Origin of the sequence: Aporhodopirellula sallentina SM41, from assembly GCF_000346505.1 — a bacterium.
GTDB classification, from domain to species: Bacteria; Planctomycetota; Planctomycetia; order Pirellulales; family Pirellulaceae; genus Rhodopirellula; species Rhodopirellula sallentina.
Genome location: NZ_ANOH01000068.1, coordinates 1 through 20,481 on the forward strand (window position 1 = coordinate 1; position 20,481 = coordinate 20,481).

15 protein-coding genes are annotated in these 20,481 nt (G+C 56.5%); 4 read left to right on the plus strand and 11 right to left on the minus strand.

What is annotated here, in order from left to right; all coding sequences use genetic code 11:
• Positions 1 to 5: 5 nt before the first annotated feature.
• Together RSSM_RS35165 and glgX are read right to left on the minus strand one after the other, a co-directional pair.
• Positions 6 to 140, minus strand: a complete 135-nt coding sequence (locus RSSM_RS35165; protein WP_261340244.1) for a hypothetical protein — start codon at positions 138 to 140, stop codon at positions 6 to 8.
• 653 nt (positions 141 to 793) lie between these two features.
• Positions 794 to 2,884: a glycogen debranching protein GlgX gene (gene glgX, locus RSSM_RS03735; protein WP_044300943.1), complete on the minus strand. Its 2,091-nt coding sequence runs from the start codon at positions 2,882 to 2,884 to the stop codon at positions 794 to 796.
• A gap of 396 nt (positions 2,885 to 3,280) precedes the next feature.
• Between glgX and RSSM_RS03740 the strand changes: the two genes are divergently transcribed.
• The gene (locus tag RSSM_RS03740) at positions 3,281 to 3,733 is read left to right on the plus strand and encodes a DoxX family protein (RefSeq protein WP_008674646.1); all 453 of its coding nucleotides are present in this window, start codon (positions 3,281 to 3,283) and stop codon (positions 3,731 to 3,733) included.
• Between the two features lie 38 nt (positions 3,734 to 3,771).
• Here RSSM_RS03740 and RSSM_RS03745 read toward each other — a convergent pair whose 3' ends face one another.
• The 3 genes from RSSM_RS03745 to RSSM_RS03755 all read right to left on the minus strand — a co-directional run bounded on the left by RSSM_RS03745 (position 3,772) and on the right by RSSM_RS03755 (position 7,992).
• Positions 3,772 to 4,746, minus strand: coding sequence for an SPFH domain-containing protein (locus RSSM_RS03745; RefSeq protein ID WP_081613682.1), 975 nt, complete (start codon positions 4,744 to 4,746; stop codon positions 3,772 to 3,774).
• A gap of 165 nt (positions 4,747 to 4,911) precedes the next feature.
• Positions 4,912 to 6,564: a B12-binding domain-containing radical SAM protein gene (locus RSSM_RS03750; RefSeq protein ID WP_008674651.1), complete on the minus strand. Its 1,653-nt coding sequence runs from the start codon at positions 6,562 to 6,564 to the stop codon at positions 4,912 to 4,914.
• Positions 6,565 to 6,675: 111 nt separating this feature from the next.
• Positions 6,676 to 7,992 carry a sulfatase-like hydrolase/transferase gene (locus RSSM_RS03755; protein ID WP_008674655.1) on the minus strand — a complete coding sequence of 439 codons (1,317 nt, stop codon included), beginning with the start codon at positions 7,990 to 7,992 and terminating at the stop codon, positions 6,676 to 6,678.
• Here RSSM_RS03755 and RSSM_RS34480 point away from each other — a divergent pair.
• Positions 7,991 to 8,143: a hypothetical protein gene (locus RSSM_RS34480; protein WP_008674653.1), complete on the plus strand. Its 153-nt coding sequence runs from the start codon at positions 7,991 to 7,993 to the stop codon at positions 8,141 to 8,143. The genes RSSM_RS03755 and RSSM_RS34480 overlap by 2 nt on opposite strands.
• Here RSSM_RS34480 and RSSM_RS03760 read toward each other — a convergent pair.
• From RSSM_RS03760 to RSSM_RS03765, 3 genes are all read right to left on the minus strand, one after another.
• Positions 8,133 to 9,569, minus strand: a complete 1,437-nt coding sequence (locus RSSM_RS03760) for a sulfatase (protein WP_008674657.1) — start codon at positions 9,567 to 9,569, stop codon at positions 8,133 to 8,135. The genes RSSM_RS34480 and RSSM_RS03760 overlap by 11 nt on opposite strands.
• 3 nt (positions 9,570 to 9,572) lie before the next feature.
• Complete coding sequence (locus tag RSSM_RS33020) at positions 9,573 to 9,770, minus strand: hypothetical protein (RefSeq protein WP_144059546.1); 198 nt, start codon at positions 9,768 to 9,770, stop codon at positions 9,573 to 9,575.
• A gap of 275 nt (positions 9,771 to 10,045) precedes the next feature.
• Positions 10,046 to 11,275: a DUF1559 domain-containing protein gene (locus tag RSSM_RS03765; protein ID WP_044300953.1), complete on the minus strand. Its 1,230-nt coding sequence runs from the start codon at positions 11,273 to 11,275 to the stop codon at positions 10,046 to 10,048.
• A 331-nt stretch (positions 11,276 to 11,606) separates the two neighbouring features.
• Between RSSM_RS03765 and RSSM_RS03770 the strand changes: the two genes are divergently transcribed.
• Entirely contained in the window at positions 11,607 to 12,140 is a 534-nt protein-coding gene (locus RSSM_RS03770; RefSeq protein ID WP_008674662.1) for a sigma-70 family RNA polymerase sigma factor, read from the plus strand.
• Entirely contained in the window at positions 12,137 to 13,690 is a 1,554-nt protein-coding gene (locus tag RSSM_RS03775) for a FecR domain-containing protein (RefSeq protein WP_008674664.1), read from the plus strand. Before RSSM_RS03770 ends, RSSM_RS03775 begins: the two co-directional genes overlap by 4 nt.
• Positions 13,691 to 14,050: 360 nt before the next feature.
• Here RSSM_RS03775 and RSSM_RS03780 read toward each other — a convergent pair whose 3' ends face one another.
• The 3 genes from RSSM_RS03780 to RSSM_RS03790 all read right to left on the minus strand — a co-directional run bounded on the left by RSSM_RS03780 (position 14,051) and on the right by RSSM_RS03790 (position 20,418).
• A complete protein-coding gene (locus tag RSSM_RS03780; RefSeq protein WP_008674666.1) occupies positions 14,051 to 15,526 on the minus strand; it encodes a proprotein convertase P-domain-containing protein in 1,476 nt (491 codons plus the stop codon).
• A 161-nt stretch (positions 15,527 to 15,687) separates the two neighbouring features.
• On the minus strand, positions 15,688 to 18,378 hold the full coding sequence (locus RSSM_RS03785) for a secretin N-terminal domain-containing protein (protein ID WP_236620916.1): 2,691 nt from the start codon (positions 18,376 to 18,378) through the stop codon (positions 15,688 to 15,690).
• Between the two features lie 546 nt (positions 18,379 to 18,924).
• Positions 18,925 to 20,418 carry a sulfatase gene (locus RSSM_RS03790; protein ID WP_008674670.1) on the minus strand — a complete coding sequence of 498 codons (1,494 nt, stop codon included), beginning with the start codon at positions 20,416 to 20,418 and terminating at the stop codon, positions 18,925 to 18,927.
• Positions 20,419 to 20,481: the final 63 nt, after the last annotated feature.

Genomic DNA, 20,481 nt, shown 5'->3' on the forward strand with positions numbered 1-20,481 from the left:
GTGCGTCAGGTCCATCGCATCCCTTCGGCCTTCGCTACCGAACGGTTCAACAACCAAAGTTCACTGACGATCGGTTCCATCGTTGCCGCGAAAGCAATCGCCGATCCGACGCGTCCCATCCCAACGATGCTAAATTTCATCTCGTTTGACCACCATGCACAGAGAACAAAACACCCAAACGGCCCCCCAAACAACCGCGGAGCCCACCCCGTTTTGAATCACGAAGCCCCTACTCGTTAACGCGGACAACGCCCGCCGCGGCATGAGTTCCGCCATGACCGGAATATTGTCCCAAGCGCGTCGGACGTCCAGTATCCTAACACGCCCGACAATCACCTGACCGGAACACGGAGCCACTGTGGGGACAGCGAAACGATCTAAACTCGCTGTAACTTCCGTTTCCCCGCCCTACCATCGATCACAAAAATGCTCATGAATTTGCGGCAAAGTGGCGGCTCGCCTTGACGGGCATGAGCTCCAACCGAGCGGGGAAGGCCGATCCGCCGAACCAACAATTTCTGCCTGGCCCTCTTTGTGTCTATTCACTCAGCCAGCAACACCGGTTGCGCACAAGACCACCGCCCGCAAAATGTCTGGGGATGTCGATTGCCTAGCCCTGGCCAAAGGCCTGGAACCACTTGCGAAAACCCGAGCACCCCGGAGTAAGCCGAACGGCCGTAAGGCCTCGGGTAAAAACGGCCGAGCGATGTTGAGGCCGAACACGCCCATTACCCGAGTGCTCACGCACTTCGGCTCACGGAACTCTCTGACTCTTCGTTTCGAACACGCGAGCCTAAACGACGGAACCGTTTCGCGTCTTTCGCTCCGACAACAGCACAACGCAGGATCGTGGTTGGGCCACGAAAGACGAACTGTCAACAATCTCCACGCCGCTGCCGATATCATCGGGCGACGGCAGGTCGGTATCGATCATCCGTTTCCACGGGTTGAATTTGCGAGGCACCTCCGGCAATTCAAATTCGATCGGTTTCCAGTAGGTGTTGAAGATCAAGTGGTACCACACCTCCAGCGTCGGGATCGTGAATGAAATGCTGTGTGAATCATCACTCCAATCGGGGCAATGCAGTTCACGCCCATGCCACTGCACCTGAGAGCGAGAAATGACGTTGCGGAGCGTCAACCCAGGATCCGATCGCTCGGGCAAACGTTTTCGATATTCGAGAAGATGTTTGACAAAGCGATGGATTCCGGCGTGCTCTTCGAGCAAGCCCCAATCGAGCCAACTGATCTCGTTGTCTTGGCAATACGCGTTGTTGTTTCCCTTCTGCGTGCGGCGCATCTCGTCGCCCATCAACAACATCGGTACTCCAAACGCGAGCACATTGATCGTGAAGAGGTTCTTGATTTGTTTGACCCGCAGACGCTCAATTTCCGGATCGTCGGTCGAGCCTTCGACGCCACAGTTCCAACTCACATTTTCATTGTGTCCGTCGCGATTGCCTTCCTTGTTGGCTTCGTTGTACTTGCCTTCGTACGAAACCAGATCGTTCATCGTGTAACCATCGTGTGAGGTTACAAAGTTAATACTCTGTTCCGGTTCGCGATTGCGATGCTCGTAAATGTCGGGACTGCCGAGGAACCGTTTTGAAAACGTCCCCACCGTTCCTCGATCCCCTTTGACGAAAGAACGAACATCGTCGCGGAACCGACCGTTCCATTCCTTCCAGTGATCGCCAAAGAAGTTACCGACTTGATACAGCCCAGCGGCGTCCCATGCTTCGGCAATCAGTTTCGTGCCACTGAGGACGGGATCGGTTTCGATGTCCCAAAGGATCGGCGGGTTGGCTTGCGGGTGTCCGTGAATATCACGAGAGAGAACCGAGGCGAGGTCGAATCGAAAACCATCGACGTGCATCTCTTCCACCCAATAGCGCAGGCTGCTGAGGATCAACCGACGCACCACCGAATGGTTTCCGTTGAGCGTGTTCCCGCAACCGCTGTAGTTGGCGTAACTGGAACGGCGTTCGCCTTGCGGACCGTGGTCGCGGTCGAGGATGTAGTACGCCGAATTCTCGAGACCTTTAAAACTATAGGTCGGTCCGGCTTCGTTCCCTTCGGCGGTGTGGTTGTAGACCACGTCCAAAATCACCTCGATGCCAGCCCGGTGGAGTGCCTTGACCATGTCGCGGAACTCGTCCAACGCGGCGAGCGGCGATGTCGCCGAAGCGTAATCGGCATGCGGGACAAAGAATGAAATCGGGTTGTATCCCCAATAGTTCCTCAGCCCCGCCGGAGCTTCTTGCGGGTCAAACTGAAACACCGGCAACAGTTCCACCGCTGTGATTCCCAGGTCTTTCAGGTAAGGAATCTTTTCGACCAGGCCCGCGTACGTTCCGCGTTTGTCCTCGCTGACGCCGCTGCTCGGGTCGACCGTGAAACCACGCACGTGCATTTCATAGATCGACGTCTTGTTGAACGACTGATACAACGGCAGGTCACCTTCCCAGTCATACGTGGACAGGTCAGCCACCACACTTTTCATCGCGTACGGTGTGGAATCACCCGGGCGAGCACACGCTTTACGGTCGAACGCCTTCGGGACCGCGATGGCACGGCCATAAGGGTCCAGTAACACTTTTTCGCTGTCGAATCGCAATCCCTTGTCCGGGTCAAAAGGACCGTGGGCTCGGAACGCGTAGATCTGGCCCGATCGGAGGCCGTCCACATGCACGTGCCAGTAATGAAACGTCCGGTGCTGCACCGGATCGAGTTTGATCACACGTGACGGAGTCCGATCATCCGAATCATCAAACAACAACAGGTCCATCCGAGAGCAACTCTTGGAATGCACGCTGAAGTTCACCCCGTCGGGTGTAATGGACGCGCCGAGCGGGTACGTTTTTCCGGGCGTAATCGAAGACATGGAAGAACCAGTTGTGGATGACAGGTGTTCGGACGCTGCAAAATTAACATGCCGCCTACGGGTACCGTCCCAAGGCCGCAATGACGTCGAATCCGCGGTGGCGTCGATCGAACATCCTAGTCGCCCAAACAACCGCGTGTGAACACCTGTCACTATCGCGGGCATTCCGCCCACGGATCGACTTCAATGGCGACCGTCAGGGGCGTTCCGGGATTTGCTGTCGCAGATAAGAATTGCCAGCGGCCTTGTGACAACTGTAGCATCCCTCAAGAGCGTTGGTGAATACTCGCAGATTCGGCCAACTCTATTTTCCGGTAGCGGATCTAGTGAAAGATCCTGCTGCAGGAGAATCGTTCACAAGATCCACCACCGTTCATCAGAGAAAGAATACGAGCAATGATTTCGTTCAATCGACTTCGTCAAACCAATGCCCCCGCATCGATTCTTCTGATCCGATTGATGGTGGGCCTCGTTTTCTTGTCCGAAGGCATTCAGAAGTTTCTCTATCCTGACGTTCGAGGCGTGGGACGCTTTCTCAAGATCGGCATCCCCGAACCGGAGTTCACCGCCAATTTCGTCGCCTGCTGTGAGATTGCGTGCGGGCTTTTGATTGTGATCGGTTTGCTCACACGATTTGCAGTCGTGCCAACGATCACCATCATGCTCGTCGCGATCGCCACGACCAAACTACCGATGCTCGGTGAGGAAGGTTTCTGGGAGATGGCTCACGCGGCGAGGACCGATTTTTCGATGTTACTCGGCTCGCTGTATTTGCTGATTCACGGCGCCGGTCCCATTTCGATCGACGTCCTTCGCACACGCCCCGACTCCGCGGAGCGTGATGCCTAGGCATCGGAATCACACATCCTCTCGGCAGCCGACTTCGATCACGAACCGGCTTGCACGACCGGTTGAGTGTGACGATCGCTACATAGAACGACGAGCAAGTTAGACACGAGAGTCGCACGCTGTTGCTCACTCAGATCGACAATATTGTCACGTTTGAGATGCTCGAGCGCCATGTCGACCATTCCGACGGCACCGTCGACAATTTTCGTTCGTGCCGCGACAACCGCGCCGGCTTGTTGTCTCTGCAACATCGCTGATGCGATCTCCGCCGCGTAGGCAAGATAGCTGATACGAGCTTCGATCACTTCGACGCCCGCGGTTTGGAGCCGTTCTTGAATGTCTTCCCGCAACCGCCCGCAGATCTCTTCAGTACTCCCACGCAACGACACCTCGTGGTCTTCGCTGTCGTATGGATACCGAGTCGCAAGACTGCGCAGCGCCGCCTCGCTTTGGACTTCGACAAAGTGCACATAGTCGTCCACTTCGAACATCGCTTCGGCCGTATCGGTGACTCGCCACACCACCACGGCAGAAATCTCGATCGGGTTCCCGTCGCGATCATTCACCTTCGAAGGCCGCCCCGCCGACCGCGATTTGGTCTGCACGACCGTTCCCGCAGAATCCTTCTTTTCAGGCGTCGACGTGGAACCGGTCTCGAAGTTGCGTATTCGCAGACTGACGCGGCGTTTGGAATAAAACGGGTTCACCCAAAAGAATCCTGACTGCTTCACAGTCCCTCGGTACTCACCAAACAAAATCAGCACTCGAGAGTCGTTGGGAGTGATCGCAATCAACCCGAACAGACCAATGATACCGATCGGAAGAAGAAACACTCCCAAGACCGCGATGGCCTCGACGCCTGAAATCGCGCCCATGATCACCATCAACACACCGAACAACAACATGCCGAGGAAGCCGGCGAGAGCCATCCATCCTGTCGACGGAACCACCAACACCTCCGGCTGGTGAACAGGGGGCACTGGGGCAGAATGGTTTGCAGTTGCGTTTGACATCGGACCTAATCGGAAAAGGGGAAACTCGCACACGTTCGTAAAACAGAATCACCAACGTCGCTATCTATCAGGCCCATAGGAACGGACTATCGGGCGCAAAACCACTTGGATTTTCACTCCTGCCCATCCACTGCTACGGACGAATGCGCACCCGACGCAACATGCTCAAATTGATGCGACGGATCGGCCTGGCTTTCGCAACACCGGCAGAGAGACGCCGCTTGCGAGTTTCGCCGGCGGAAGGGAATTCCCGATTGTCGAGACGAGCGCATCGGGATGCTCGATCATGTCCGTGATCATCTTTTGATGGTGATAGTGCATCGCGCACTTAATCACATAGTAAAAGTAGATTGCCGGATCATTCAAACGACGGCGGACGACGTTCAAAATTTGACGGAAGTAGATCCCGCGTAGTTTCCGATCCGGCGTGTGTCGCATTAACCGCGCGAACAAAACAGCAAACCCGGTAAAGTAAAACGCCGCCTGCCGGAGCCGGAGTACCGGGTGTTTGCGAAAGTGTTCTGTCTCGAAAACTCGCGTGCGAAAATGCCCGTCGACAAACAATCGATCGAGCCGGTCGAAATAGACATCCGGTTGATAAGCATGCCGCATCGTCTCGATGTAGCCGTCGCGAAGCTGCTCACGTGACATGTGTTGCGGGATAACGTTCGTCCCGTAGCTCTGGCTGTCGTTGGAATCGAGACGTCCTTCCGCTTTCAACCGCGCGTGCAAGGGTGTTTTCGGAATCGCGTGCAGCAGACCGATCATCGCATGTGCGATGCGTGACTCTTTGAGAAACGTTTTTTGAGTTTCAAAGATCTCCGTCGTGTCGTGGTCAAACCCGACAATCAAACCGCACCAAACCTCGATCCCGAAATCTTGGATCTGGTGAATCTTTTCCAACATGGTTCCGCCACGTTCGCGCACGTTTTGGTACTTCTTCGTTTCCTTTAGTGACTCTTCATTCGGGGTTTCGATACCGATGAAGACGGATTGAATATTGCAACGCGCCATCAACTCCATCAGCTCTTCATCTTCACAAAGATCCAACGACGCCTCGGTGCTGAACGCGAGCGGATACCCATTGTCTTCTTGCCACTTCGCAACCTCTCGCAAAACCGGCTTGATACCGCGTTTGTTGCCGATCAGGTTGTCATCAACGATGAAAGCAATCCGCAAACCTTCTCGACGCAGACATTCGAGTTCGTCGATGATTTGAAAAGGCTGTTTGATTCGAGGCTTGCGTCCGAACGTGACGATGATGTCACAGAACTCACATTGAAACGGACACCCACGAGAGAACTGCAAGCTGCCGAACATGTAGTATTTGTTCTTCAGCAAATCGTGCCGAGGTGTGGGCACCGTCGACATATCGGTCCGGGCGTTCTGTTCATAGCGATATCGGTGCGCGCCCTGCTGCCACTCGTCCAAGAACTGCGGCCACGTCGTCTCGGCTTCACCGATAAAGATGACGTCGGCGAGGTCATCAAAGTAGTCCTCTTCCACGGTGACCCAAGGACCACCGAGTGCCACAAAGATGTCGCGGGATTTCAACTCCTGCAAAATCTCAGTCATCCGGAACCGCTGCACGCTCATTCCAGTGACGCCGACCAAATCAAACTCGGCAAGGGCGTCGAAGTCGATCGGTTCCACGTTTTCGTCGATCAACGTCACGTCGTGTTCGGCCGGTGTTAACGCCGCGAGTAAAGGTAAACTCGCGACCGGCATGTTGGCTCGCCGCCCGAACACAGGCTGAGCGTGCTCGAGCCCCCAATACGAAACTTCGAACGCAGGATTAATGATCGCGATCTTAGCCATAGCCGACAGCTCGGTATGAGGAGACTCAGCACCAACACGGAACACCGTCCTTCGTTGTACCAGGAATCCTCAACCGCTGCCGATCTTTGTCGTCTAAGTCGCAGATCGCGTTCAATATCGGTAGTCGGCCCCGTCCCGACTTCTTTGGCAACTGGCTTCGATTTCAGCCAACTTTTGGCTCATTACCGAAACGCGTTCGGGCGAGGAAGACGCTAGGTCGTTCTCCTCATACGGGTCCTTGCTGAGGTCGTAGAGTCGAATCTTGCCGCCCTTTTTGGCTTCCTGCAGCAGTTTCCAATTGCCTGAAATGATTGCTTTGCCGTCAATTCCCTGAACCAAACGCCGATAGCCGAAAAACAAATCACGTTCCAACTCGTCATTCTCGCCCGTCATCAACGGCATCAAATCCACACCGTCAATCGGCAACGACTTCTTGATTGCGGAGTCACCGACACAAATTCCCGCGATCGTCGGCAGGTAATCGACCGTACTGCACCTCGCGTCGGTCGATGATCCCGGCGGAATCACCCCCGGCCATTCGGCACACGCCGGCACCAACAATCCGCCTTCGTACATCATGTGTTTGTGTCCGTGGAAACCTCCCGAGGAAGCCACTCCCTTTTTCGCCGCACCATCGGACGGACCGTTGTCGCTGCAGAAGAAAACGATCGTTCGCTTTTCGATTCCGAGTTCGCGAAGTTTTGCCCGCAACCGACCGATTTGCTCGTCCATCGCAGTGATGCAGCCGTAGTAATTTTGCCTCGCCGTTCCCGCGTCGGGATACATGGCCTTGTACTTTTCACCGGCAACGACTGGTTCGTGAGGCGTGTGGAACCAAACGGTCGCCAAGAAAGGTTGGTCTTTGTTCGATTCGATGAACGGGATGACCCGGTCCATGATCACGCGGCTGTCGTCGCCCGCGAGGTTCTCCTTCACTTCCTCTCCGTTTTGCACGTACGGGAAGCCACCTTTCCACGGTTCGCCTTCGTTGCCCCCCCAACTCTTCCACCCTTTCGGAGTCATCGTCGGGTCCCAGGTCGGCACCGCACTCGTCGTTGCGAAGTATTGGTCATAACCATGATGCGAAGGCGGCGAGTAGAACCCACGCGGGCTCACCTCGTCGGCTTTCACCCAACCGATATGCCATTTGCCAAAGAACGCGGTTCGATAGTCCTTCTTTTTGAGCAACTCGGGAATCGTCTTTTCACCCACACGCATCCCGCCCGTGTGCGCGGCGAGAATCCCAAATCGAAACGGGTACCGCCCCGTCAAACAACTCCCACGCGTGGGCGAGCACAACGGCGCGGCGGCATAGAAGCGATCGAATCGAATTCCTGATGCGGCCATCTCGTCGAGATGCGGCGTGATGATTCTTTCGTTGCCGTTGAAACCAACATCTCCCCAACCCTGATCATCGCTCATCAGCATGATCACGTTCGGAGTTTCGGGAATGGTCGACGGCGAGGATTGCGACGTCGCCGCGTTCACAGGATTGGAAACCGTCGCCGCGAAAACGACGAGCCAACCTAAGGACGCCGCAGTGCGTGTGCGATGGGTGCAGGCCATACTCATTGAATAATTTCTCCTTCGGTCAGGGTGTCGATCCACGCGGCGTGGCGTTGTTTCACCGGTGCGAGTTCGGGGTGATCGGCAAGGTTATGCCATTCGTTGGGGTCTTTCTCGTGATCGTACAGCTCTTCCGATCCGTCTCGATATCGGATGTAACGCCAACGTTCGGATCGAACCGTGTGGTTGCCCGCTTTCGTCGATGTTAATGCAGGCCGTGTCCATTCTCCCTGTGGATCGGCGAGCAGATGTCGAAAGCTCTCGCCTTCGAGTTGATCCGGCGGCGGCAACTCACATAGCTCGGCGAGCGTCGGAAAGATGTCGATCAATCCGACCGTGCGATCACAAACGCTTCCATCACGAGAGACACCGGGCGCGTGCACGGCCATCAAACTGCGAGTGGATTCCTCCCAGGGCATCCACTTTCGCCAGTGGTGTTTTTCGCCGAGGTGCCAACCATGATCCGAGAACAGGATCACAATCGTGTTGTCGGCGTACTTGCTGTTTTGAAGATGCGCCAGCGTTTGGCCGATGCAATCATCCACCAACGCCACACAGGCGTGATAGGCATGAACCAGCTCACGTCGATACGTCGGGCTGTACTGCTGCACCGCATCCTCGGCTATCAAGTCGCGGCGATCGAGCACCCAACGTTTGCCGATCTCCGGCACGTCATCGAGATCGTTCTCGAGCACCGTCGGCATGGTCAGCTTTTCGCGATCGAACAAATCGTAGTACCGTTTCGGCGCGGTCAGCGGCACGTGAGGTTTGTAAAAACCGAGAGCGAGGAAGAACGGTTGATCGTAATCCTGTTCGAGTTTGCTTTTCGCCCACGTTGCGATCTGTTCGTCGGGCATCTCACCCGGTTCGATATCAAGAGCCGCCCACGCGAGCGAGTCTTGCACTCGGTCACCAAACCGCTTCGTGAATTGACGTCCATCCGGCGGTTCTGGTCCCCAACGCAGCGTCTTGGGACCGACCTCGTCCCAGTACGCTTTCTTACCGTGATCATGGTGATAGATTTTCCCCATGCACATGGTCCGGTATCCGTTCTCGCCAAACCAAGCGGGCATTTGGGTCGCGGATCGATACACGTCGCTGGCACGTTTCAAACTATTGGCATAAATACCAGTGGTTGACGCATACATTCCCGTCAGCAGCGAAGTCCGCGACGCGTTGCACAACGCGACCTGGCAATGTGCGTTTCGAAACAAAACGCTTTGCTCGGCGAACCGATCGATATTGGGGGTTCGGGCGTCTGGATTTCCGCCCAAGCACCCCACCCAATCGTTCAGATCATCGACCGCAATAAACAGCACGTTCGGACGTTTGGTGTTCGGCTCATCGGCGAACGAAGGTCCGCTCAACGTCCATCCAAACATCCCCAGGAGCAACAGCGGAAACAGCGAGCGGACACACCGATAGCGAGACGTCAGCATACGTTACTCCTCTTCTTCTGCGTTGGCTCGCTCCTGCGACTCCTTCAACATTTGTTCGTACGACTCAATCTCGCTAGGAGTGACGTCTTGAGAGAGCGAATTTTCAGGTTTGCCACAACCGGTTTGTGAGCACACCGAGAGAGAAATGCAAAGCAAAAACAGCGGCAAAGAGATATAAGTGCAGACGGCAGAACGCTTCATCGTGGGGTGAATCCTTCGTTGGTTTTTTGGTGAGTGCGTAAAAAACGACAGGAAAGCTCGAGAGCATCTCGCATACGGTTAACGCGTGACACCCTCGGCTACATCGTTTCAAAAAACGGGGACAACCGAGGTGTCTGTCGTTGCAGGCGTGGCTTCGGCAGATGCCAACACCTTCGGACGACCAACCCGGCTCCCCTATCAGGCGTCTTCTCAGACATTCCCTAATAGAGACTCCTACTAGAGAATGTCCTCCAGGGACGAACCCGGCGGTCGGGCTAGAATTCTTCGCTGATGACTTCTTTGGAAGCACGCGTTCCGAGAGCACCCCACAAACCGTACGGGCTCGCGGCACCGGGCGTGTTTCCTGACCAAATCATCTGTGCGTGCGAGTTGCCTGCATCGATCGAATCGGTAATGAAGCGAACAGCTCCGTCGCCCATCAGAACATGCGTGCCACCTTGGTGGCGGCTCGACGTTGAACCGAGAGTGCTCGAGGTCACACTGATTCCGCAGGTTTCCGAGTTTGGCGAAAGGATCGTGTAGAACCCGCCGAAGTTCGGCAGGTATTCCGCCCAACGGAAACCACGACCCGCGATGCTGTCGTAGAGATTGGAACTCGCCACCCAAAACTGTGGCCGGGTCGGATCGATCAGCGGCGTGGCATCGTCACTGCAGAAGGACGGGTTCGTAACAATCTTGCCTTGATCTGAGCTTCCGCCGATGTCGTAACCAATGGTTCGAATATCGTTGTCACCCAAGTCCGTGGCAATCTCTCCGGCGCAGATCGTGTTCGCCAACCCGTCGAGGATATCACGGAATCGACTGCGTGCGTGAATCTTGAAGAAGCCGCGGTTCTTCGCCCGTGCTTCGAGTGCCCACGCGGAGTCTTCTTGGTACGGAACGGCATAACCGCTTCGCACAGGCAGCGGACCGTTGCGGCCGTCCAAGAAACAATCGCCGAGGTTCGCGACGTAGTTGGTACGTCCGAGGGCTGGCAATCCAACACCGGGGTCACTCGGGCACCTCAACGCGGGAATGTTGGTAAACCAAGGAATGTAGTTAATTTCCTCAGGGGTTGGCCCCATCGCGGGCCAGGGATTGCCCACAACGCCTCGCGTCGCCGAGGTATCTCCGTCGGTCCGAACAACGCTCGGGTTCGAAATTTGTTCCCAGAGTGCCTGCTGTTCCATGAACGGCAAGATTCCAACAAGGAAACTGAGCCGGCGGTTGGACGAATCGTTTCGATCTGCCCAAACATTTTTGCCCGAGGTCGGGTGGGTTCCCGATCCGTGAATCGGGAGTGAATCGTAGGTGGAATGGTAGTTGTGAACCGCCAAACCGATTTGCTTGAAGTTGTTGCTGCAACTCATCCGTCGGGCCGCCTCTCGGGCAGCCTGAACGGCGGGCAGCAAAAGGCCAACCAAAACACCAATGATCGCAATCACAACAAGCAGTTCCACCAGTGTGAAGCCTGTGGGTGCCTGTCGACGTCGAATAGGTCGCATCGAAAATTCCTTCAAAATGTGGAGAAAAAACGGAAGCACTGAAATCCATGCTTCGATCTGTGGCTGAGTTGCGAGCGTGAAACACTGTCGCTTCATTCCGCAATGCGCCCTCTCTAATGGAAAAGGGCCTCCCACAATTTATTTTGGACAAACTTTTACAAACAAATATGGAATATGCTTTTCTTCCGCCAGAAACGTCCAATTCCCTGTCCAAAAATGCGTTCACCTGCCCTCTTGCAATAGCCCGTGCATCATTGTCGCAGCGCACACAAGTCCGGTAGTGAACAAAAGACACACACCCGCAGTGCCACCAACACGCACCCCTGTTAACATGTCGCTCGACTCTGAACACTCCGACTTCGCTCGACTCATCGCTCAACACCAACGAGCGGTACAAAGCTACATATTGGCCAACGTGCCACGATGGGGAGATGCCGATGAGATTTGGCAGGAGACCAGCGTGCGTTTGTGGTTGGAATTCGACAAATTTCGCCCCGGCAGCAACTTCGCCGCCTGGGCCATTCGCGTTGCGCACTTCGAAATCCTGACGTGGCGCAAAAAAGCAGAACGCAACCGCTTGGTCTTCGGCGACGACTTCATCGCGTGTCTCGAAAGCGAGCAGAAACAGTTCACATCCGATCAAGCACAGGCACGCCTTCGAGCACTCGATCAGTGCCTCGAAAGTAGCAGTGATTATCAACGAGAACTCCTATCCCGCTTCTACGAACCCGATCGCCAGGTTCAACAAGTCGCCGAGGCGATGAAGACCTCCGTGGACGCGGTTTACAAATCAGTTCAGCGGATTCGCAAAGGTCTGCGTTCCTGTATCGAGCAACGCCTCCAACACGCGGAGCTGTCTCCATGACCATGTCACCTGAAGAAGCCGATCGCTTTGCTTTTGTGCACGAATTAATCACGCGGCAACTCGAGGGCACCGCGACCGAACAGGAACAGCAACAACTGCAGGACGCGGTCACTTCCGACCCCAACGTGCGTCGCGAATACATCCGTCACATGCAAGAGGTGACCCACATCACATCACGGCTCGTCGCCCCTCGACCAGGGCAAGAGTTCTCGAAGTCGAGCGTCCTCGGGCAAACCTGTTCGACCGGTCCGCTGCCGCCATCTGACGCCGAACCTGCCATCACATCCGATGCCCTCACCCCCGCCCCGCACCGACCGCTTGGCGTGTCGTTCTTGGGTGTCGCGGCGAGCCTAGCGATTGCCGCCACACTTCTCCTGGCGGTCTCAATACCGTTTTGGATGTCGGACGGCAGGAACGATCAAAACACGATCGCATCGAAACCACCATCGACCGGCCAACCGTCTGACAAAACCGCAGCGCTGCACGGCACCGAAGTCGCGACCCTGGTCGAATGCACCAACGTCGTTTGGGACAGCCGATCGAACGCCGTCAACGAATTGAGTCGGGTCGGAATCGGCCAAAACATTTCGTTTCATCGTGGACGAATCAAATTGGTTTTTGATTCGGGTGTCGAGACTCTCGTCCTCGCGCCGTGCTATTTGAATATTCAAGATCACAACCGGGTCTACTGCACCTACGGGCGAATCACCGCGAAAGCGTCGGCGGGCGGAAAAGGTTTCGCCATCGAAACGCCGGTCGCCCGAGTCACGGATCTCGGAACGGAATTCGGGATCGCGATTAGCGAATCGGGCGAAACGGAGGTCGCGGTTTTCGAAGGGGAAGTCGACATCGAACTCGGCGCCCCCGACGCTCGGAAAACACAAAACTCACAGACAAAACGCGAGCACCTCGTCCAAGGACAAGCGACCCGCGTCGATCACAGCGGTCGCTCCAAACGCGTCTTCTCGATTGACAACCAACGCATGCCGGGCGTGCGTGACCTCGCCCCGATGCATCATGACGAACCTGTCATCGCCGCCGTGCGTGATAACATCAGCGAACGACATCCCGAGAGCCGAATGTTTTACCGCATTGTTCATGCCGGCCTTCGTGAAGATAGCCGAGCATTTGTCGACCGCACTCACCAATGGAACGGGCTCGATGAAGATGGCATGCCTCGCGAATTGCTCGGCGCCGATTACGTCATGCCGTTCAATGACGATAAATTCGCCGGAGACCTAAAAGTCCGCGTTGCGATCGCTCGCCCCGCAACGGTTTACGTCTTCTTCAGCAACAACACGAAGGTCCCCGACTGGCTCGCGAGTGGTTTTATCGATACCGGTCTCGACATCGGGCTCGACGAAGGTGCCAACCGATACAAACCTTCTAAGAGGGTCGCCGCCGGGCCGGGTAAAAGCATCGACAACACGTTCTCGATCTGGGAACGTGACGTGCAATCGCCACAGGAACTGGAACTCGGATCATTCGAGAGGCCAGTGGAATTCAAACGCGGGTACAACATGTACGGAATCGCCGCGGTCGCGAAGTAGACGTCAAAACGAATCAGTCGATCAGCTTTCGTGGTGCGTCGAAGCTTAATTTCAGGGCAGCGAAACTCGCCAAGAGCTTGTCGATTTAATCAAGAGCCAACCTATTTTCATTTAACCGGTAGCCGTAGGCGACGCTTGACGGAACACAACCTACCCTTCGGGCACGGGTTAAACGAAAATTGAACGGTATTGCCGTTAAACGAATAAATCGACAGCCCGCCAAGAGTTTCGGCAGGGCTCGTGAATCACCGAAAGTCGTGGCGACTTTCGCTACGGCCTGAACCGCCATTTCTTGATTCGCACGCACCCTTCGCCGCGGCCCAATACGATTCATCCCAAACCGCCATCCTCGGTTAGGCCTCAATCTTCAACAGGGCGAGCCTGCAGACTCCACCCGTGCAGCATCCCAAACCGGTCGCTTCGCGTACCGCGAATGACCAACTGCCAGACTCCTTGGATCGACTTGCCGTTATAAACGGACAATCCAGGTTGGCGTTTGAGTACACCTTCCGGGATATAACTGCCTTCGAACGGAGGCCTGCCTTTGACGATCGGCTCGGACGCTTGGTCGTCGAAGATCGTTTCGTCGAAGTTATCGTCGGTTCCGCCCACTTCCGTGAACAGTTCGATCCGGTCTCCATCGGGGCCGGTCAAATACGCGTCGAGGTACCCGGTGTAGGAATGCGTGATGGAGAGTTGCAGATTCAAATCCGCGATCAGGAAATCCTCTTCGACTTCGATCTCCGAGATCACCGTTTGCCCCGGAGGCAGCGGCAAGGCTTCGTCGTTGCGGAACGATCCGCCGATCGCCGCCGGCAACCCGGACAACTCCGCGACCGTGATCAGACCGTCATCGTTGGCGTCCCACGAGACAAACTCGGCGACCAACTCCGCGGTCGGTTCGGGAGCGAACTCGGCGAGTGAAACCTGACGGTCGCGGTCCAAGTCACGTTCATAGAACCAACCCGGAACCCCTTCGCCGAGTCCACCATTCTCTTCCTGCAGTTGTTCCAAATAATGGTGCAACTCTTCGCGAGAAATTTCGCTGTCGCGGTCGATATCAATTTCGGCGACCGGCATACCGAGTTTGACGGACTCGGTCCGATCGATTTTCCCGTTTCGGTCTTGGTCAAATCGACCTAGGATGCTGCTGGACAACCAATGCGTGGAACCTCCACGTGGACGACGACGGCGTGAGTCGCCACTCCGCGAATCCACTTTCGAGGGCTCGATACCGTTGCCGACGCGTTTGACTTTTTGAATCAGCTCACTCGAATCGTTGGACAACATGCGGCGTCTGGCATATCGCTGCGCGAGTTCCAATCGCGACAAACGATCATCGCGATTGAAGTCGTCCGCGAACGGATCTCGATGGGTCCAATCACCACGCCGCGCTTCGGAGCGATCAATGCTGCCGTCCCGATCGCGATCGTATCGCCGGAGTGTTCGGTCCGCCTCGTCAAGATCACGATCGGTGTAAGGGTACTTCACGTCACCGATCCCAAACTCGGGAACGAGCGGCTCATCGCGGCTCATGCCGAACGGCCGCAGCGCGCCGACACGTTCGGGCTTCACTTCTTCTCGGGTGACGCCGTTTTGCTTGGCGTAATAGATCCGGGCTGCTTCCTGCAGTTTGTCGATCGGGTTGGGGCGATCGAGCGACATGCGTCGTGCCTCGGTGATCCGCTCAAGATACGGACGTGAAAGCGGAGTCACTTCGCGAGGTTCGATTTCGCCGTTACCGTTGGTATCGAGTCGCTCGAGCGATTCGCGCAGTCCGGCTTGAGCCGATGCGGTTGATGCGTCGGCCACCGTCCACACGGAGGCGACCGCCATGCAAACGAGCCAGCACGCCGACCGAGCCAGAGAAACGCGGTTGGAATGCCAGGAGGCAACGGGCCTGCAGTGTTTTCTGTTCATCGACCCAACGTGTTCGACGTTTGCAAGGGACACAAAGAAAGGAGCACAGTGAAGAGTTCGAGGACACCGAGAAGGGCTCACCGCCCTGTACGGGACCGCGACCGAGAGCGATCCGACGACGAACGACCGCGGGAGGTTTCAATCATCATTCCTTCCAACGCTTCCTCGACGACGAGCACGTTACTCGGCACGACCACTTCGATCGCTTGTTCGCCGCGAGTGTCAATCAATTCGATCAATTGCTCGACTTCCTTCAGAAGGCTGTCCGGGGCGGTCACGACGAGAGAATTGCTCGCCTCGTGAACGGCGACGGTCATTTTCGGCGCCAGGTCTTTGGGCTGCGACGCTGCTTTCGCCATCGCTGCGAGTCTCGCGTTGGCTTCTGCTTTGCTGTTGCGTGGATCGGGTGTCGGCCGGCGTGCGGCCTGAGCCTTGCCGCTGTCCTTTTCATTAGACACGACCCGATCGCCGAATGCCTGGCGGATCACCTCGGCGGCTTCGGACGCCTTGATGTTGAACAGCTCGATCACGCGCGGACGTCCGTTGGTGAGAACGTCCGTGATCCCTTCCGGTTTGTCGATGATGCCGAGGTAGTATTCCATCCGTTCGATGTCATCGGTTGACCCTTGCGTGATCAAGCGGTTCAGCCGCGTGTCGGCCACGACCGTCATCGATCCGCTGGTCAGAGTCAGCGTGCCTTCGGACGTCGAGAGGTAAGCACCGGACAAGAACGACGATTGTGCAGAAAGGTATCCGTTGACGAGCGTTCCCGAGTCGGCTTCCCTCGCCGATTCACCACCGTCGATCAGTTTGGCGAGCATCCGCAGAGCATCGTCGGCCTTGGTGTACTGCATGTAAAAGACGACCGGTTTCGACGTGGCCGTATCGGAGGGTCCCGAGATCACTCGCACCAACTCTTCGAATCGGTCGAGGGCTTTGATGTCATGGGACTGCAGCAACACGCCCCGCGGCGTGACTTGGTAACGGATTGGTGAATCCTCGGTGACCAGACGGCGATCAAGCCGTCCGACCAATTTGGTCGGGAAGTCGGGCTCGTCGTGCGTGAACGAGTGCTCATCTCGACGCGGCGTCGGACGATCGACCGGCTGTGTCGTCTCGGGCTGGGACGATGGGCTCCCGAACGATTCCTGTGCGGGGACCCGTTCCATCGGTGCGGACTCCCACGCGTCGGAATTCACGCGAGAGATCGGGTTCTCGCCGCGCCAAAACTGAATCGCGGTTTGCAGGATGCGCTCCGATCGCTCGCTCGGCATCGGCAACACACGGACGTCTTTCCCGGCCGATGTCGTTTCGCTCGCTTCGAGGTCCTCGATGATCGCTTTGATCTGATCGAGCTGCGGCCGTTTGGCGCGAACATAAAGGCGTTGATTCCCCGCGTCGGCATCAATCTTCGGCAGACGTTCGCCTTCCTCATCGTCGTCATCGTCGTACGAAGCGGTAGGAAGGTCGAGCATTTGTTCGAGCAGGCTGATCGCGTAGTAGGCGTCGATCGATTTCAGTTGGATGACTTCGAAATCGGCATCGGACGCCTGCATTTGTTCGACCGTCATTTCGATTTCACGTTGAGTTTCAGCGTCGGCCAACGCAACGATGCTGTCTGCCGTTTCGTCAACACTCAGGCGAACCGGTTTGCCAGCGAGCAGAGTTTGCAACACGTCGTAAACCATCCGCACGTTGCCACCTTCGACGCGGTGCGACTTCAGGACCGCGTCACGCTGGGCCGCTTCCGCTTCCGGATCGGGTTGATCAATCGCGGCAACCAATCCTTCGATAACTTTGATTTTGTCTTCCACCCCGGTAACGAAAAGATGCTTGCCGAGCACGTCGGCAGAGAGGCTCACGTCGATCCCGATCATCTCGCCCGTGGCGAGTCCGAGGTGCGGGCGTGCCACCTCCAAAACGTCTTCCGCGTCAACATGCTTTAGACGAAAACTTTTGACCATCGTACCGTTCTTCAGAGCGGAAGGCTCAAACGACTCGAGGATCGCACGCACCCCGCGCAGTTTCGCCACCGTGTCGATGATCATCAATTGGTTGGTCACTTCGAGCACCGACGGCGGCGTCATCAACTGCAACGACGCGAGTTCCTTGACCGCGTCCTCGGCAGCGAGATCCTCGAGCCGAAACAGGCATTTGACGACTTCTTGACCGTTAAGCGCGTCGAGCTGTTCGGGGCTGACCATTTCCGCGATCGCGTCGAGTTGTGACAAACTGCGTGGATCGGTCAAGTTGATCACCGCGAGAAGGTTACCCGATCGCACCATCGCGAAACCTTCCGGGATCAGAAACAGATTCACGCGGTTGATCGCTTCTTCCGGCGTGAAGGTCCCGGCATCGTTGTAAGTAAAACTGCCCGTGGGAAGTTCACCAAACTGCAGTGCCAAATCAGCTTCCTCGGCAACCCATTCGATCACATCCCGCCACGGCGCCGCGTTGAATGAAAAACGCAGCCCGACCGGTGCGGATGCTGCGGGCGCGGACGCTGCGACCGCGGACGCTTCATCGTGCTGCTGATCGTCGCCGGGCGACTCTTCTGCGGCAACAACATCGGACTCGACGTGCGGTTCCTCGGCTTGAGACTTTTCCGCGATCGCGGTTTCGGCGATGGCTGCGGCCGCCGGAGCATCCGCGGTCTCGTCGGCTGTGGCGATTCCGCAGGCTACGATTCCGCAGGCAAACACCCCGGTGATAACAACACCGAGAACACCACCCCGGGCAACCGGTACCCGACCGAGCTGACCGGTCACCTGATTGTGGCCTATCGATGGTTTGCAAATGAGCCCAAAAACGCCCAAGATTGGAAACCGAGACTCATGGATTTTCGACATGGGAATCAAGTTGTTTTTTGCACGATTGGTTCGCCGGTTCGCTCGATATCGAAGACGAAAAAGGGGCGCAAACGGTCGTGCAATGGGAACGTGCGAAAACGGAGTTTCTGACACGCAAAGGCGGGAATATTGCGGGGAGGGGATCCCCGCGGCAGGAACCCATAGAGTAATCGACAAACGCGGTTGGTGGCAAACGCTTTCCGCCATCGAAGGCAATTTCGCGACCAAGAAACGCAGTATTGAGCGGCATTCCTTCCCGATGCCCTTTGGAAACGTCACGTTGATCAGTTCAAAGTCACGTTGTCGCGGGTAATTTCGGGCACTCAATACTCTTCAGGCTCGCCGCAGCAGACCGTTCAACCGCGTGCAAATCGGCGGCGCAACCAGCTCGGATTCGCAAACTTGCACAATGCGTGGGTTTCCACGGTCGTCTCCATCGACGGACACCGGTCAATGCGTCGCAGGCTATGGATACTGTCGCTCCTGTCGCCGGGTCTGGACCCGCATTTGGTGCTTGAGAACTTGGTTCCGACTCCATTTCTCGCCTTCGGTCCATTTGGGCGGCGCCAGCTCGCTCTCCCACTGGGCCAAACGCTCCTTCAACATCGCCACTTTTTCAGGGTGCTTTGGAGCAACGTTCGACCGCTCGCTCGGATCGGCCTCGAGGTTAAACAGCAAATCCGGGTTGCCCTCCACTCGAATCAGTTTCCATTGTCCCGCGCGAACTGCCGCCGCGACCCCTCGTCGCCAAAACAGCATGTCGTGAGGAAGACCGGTTTCGCCGTTCTCGAGATACGGAAGCAGATTGACTCCGTCGAGCGGCAAACCGCGGTAGGAAATCTCGGCTGCGGCGAGGCTCGTCGGAAGGATGTCGAGCGTGCTGACAGGCGAATCGTAGTCGGCTCCATCGGGCAGTCGTCCGGGCCACGTGAGGCTGAACGGCACCCGCACCCCGCCTTCCCATTTGGATCCCTTCATTCCTCGGTAAGGTCCGTTGTCGGAACCGTTGCTCGTCGCCCCTCCGTTGTCATTGGTGAAGATGATCAAAGTACGTTTGTCGATTTTGTTGTCGATCAAGGACCGACGCACTTCACCGATGCCCTCGTCGAGTGCCTTCATCATGGCCGCATACGTTTGCCGCTTCGGATCGGTGATCGAATCATAGAACTCCTTGTCGGCTTCCTTCCCGTGCATCGGGCCATGCGGCGCGTTGTAGGCCAGGTACATAAAAAACGGGTCTTCGCGATGGCGATCGATGAAATCAACCGCGGCGTTGGTCAAGTCATCCGTGAGGTAAGTCACGCGGTCCTCAGGCAAAAACTCCGTCGCGCTGATTTGAATCCGATTGGACCTTTTCGCCTTCCCCGTATAGGGCCAATAACTTCGGTGACCGGCCTCGATCGCGAACACTTCATCGAAACCGCGCCGCGACGGATCGAATTTCTCGCCGCCGCCCATGTGCCATTTGCCGACGCACATGGTCGTGTATCCGGCATCTTGAAAGGCGTTGCCGATCGTCCTTTCGTCAACGCTCAACCCCATGTCGTCGCTGGTGAAGCCTTCGGCGGGAATCGAGAAGTTATTGAACTCATGGCCGAAACGCTGTTGATATCGCCCGGTCAGCAACCCCGCACGTGACGGGCAGCACACCGATGCGGTCACATACGCATTGGTGAAGTTCACACCATCGCTCATCAAACGATCGATGTTTGGCGTGAGGATCTGATCGCTGCCGGTGGCTCCCAAATCCGCATACCCCATGTCATCGGTCAGGATAACAATCACGTTAGGGCGGTCTTCCCGAGATGGTTCGGACGCGGCCTCGACGAATTGCGCCGGTTCCAAAAGCACGGCGGCAATGAGGCCCATCGGCACGACACAACGAGCGATTCGTTGCAGTGCAAGAGGGGGACGGTTCCTGCCTGATCCGGTCGTGCGTTTGGCGGGGGCTACGGGCATCGGATTCTCGTAACTATTGGAGGTGGGAGCGTTTGGAGGGAATCTATCGATCGCTACCCAGCA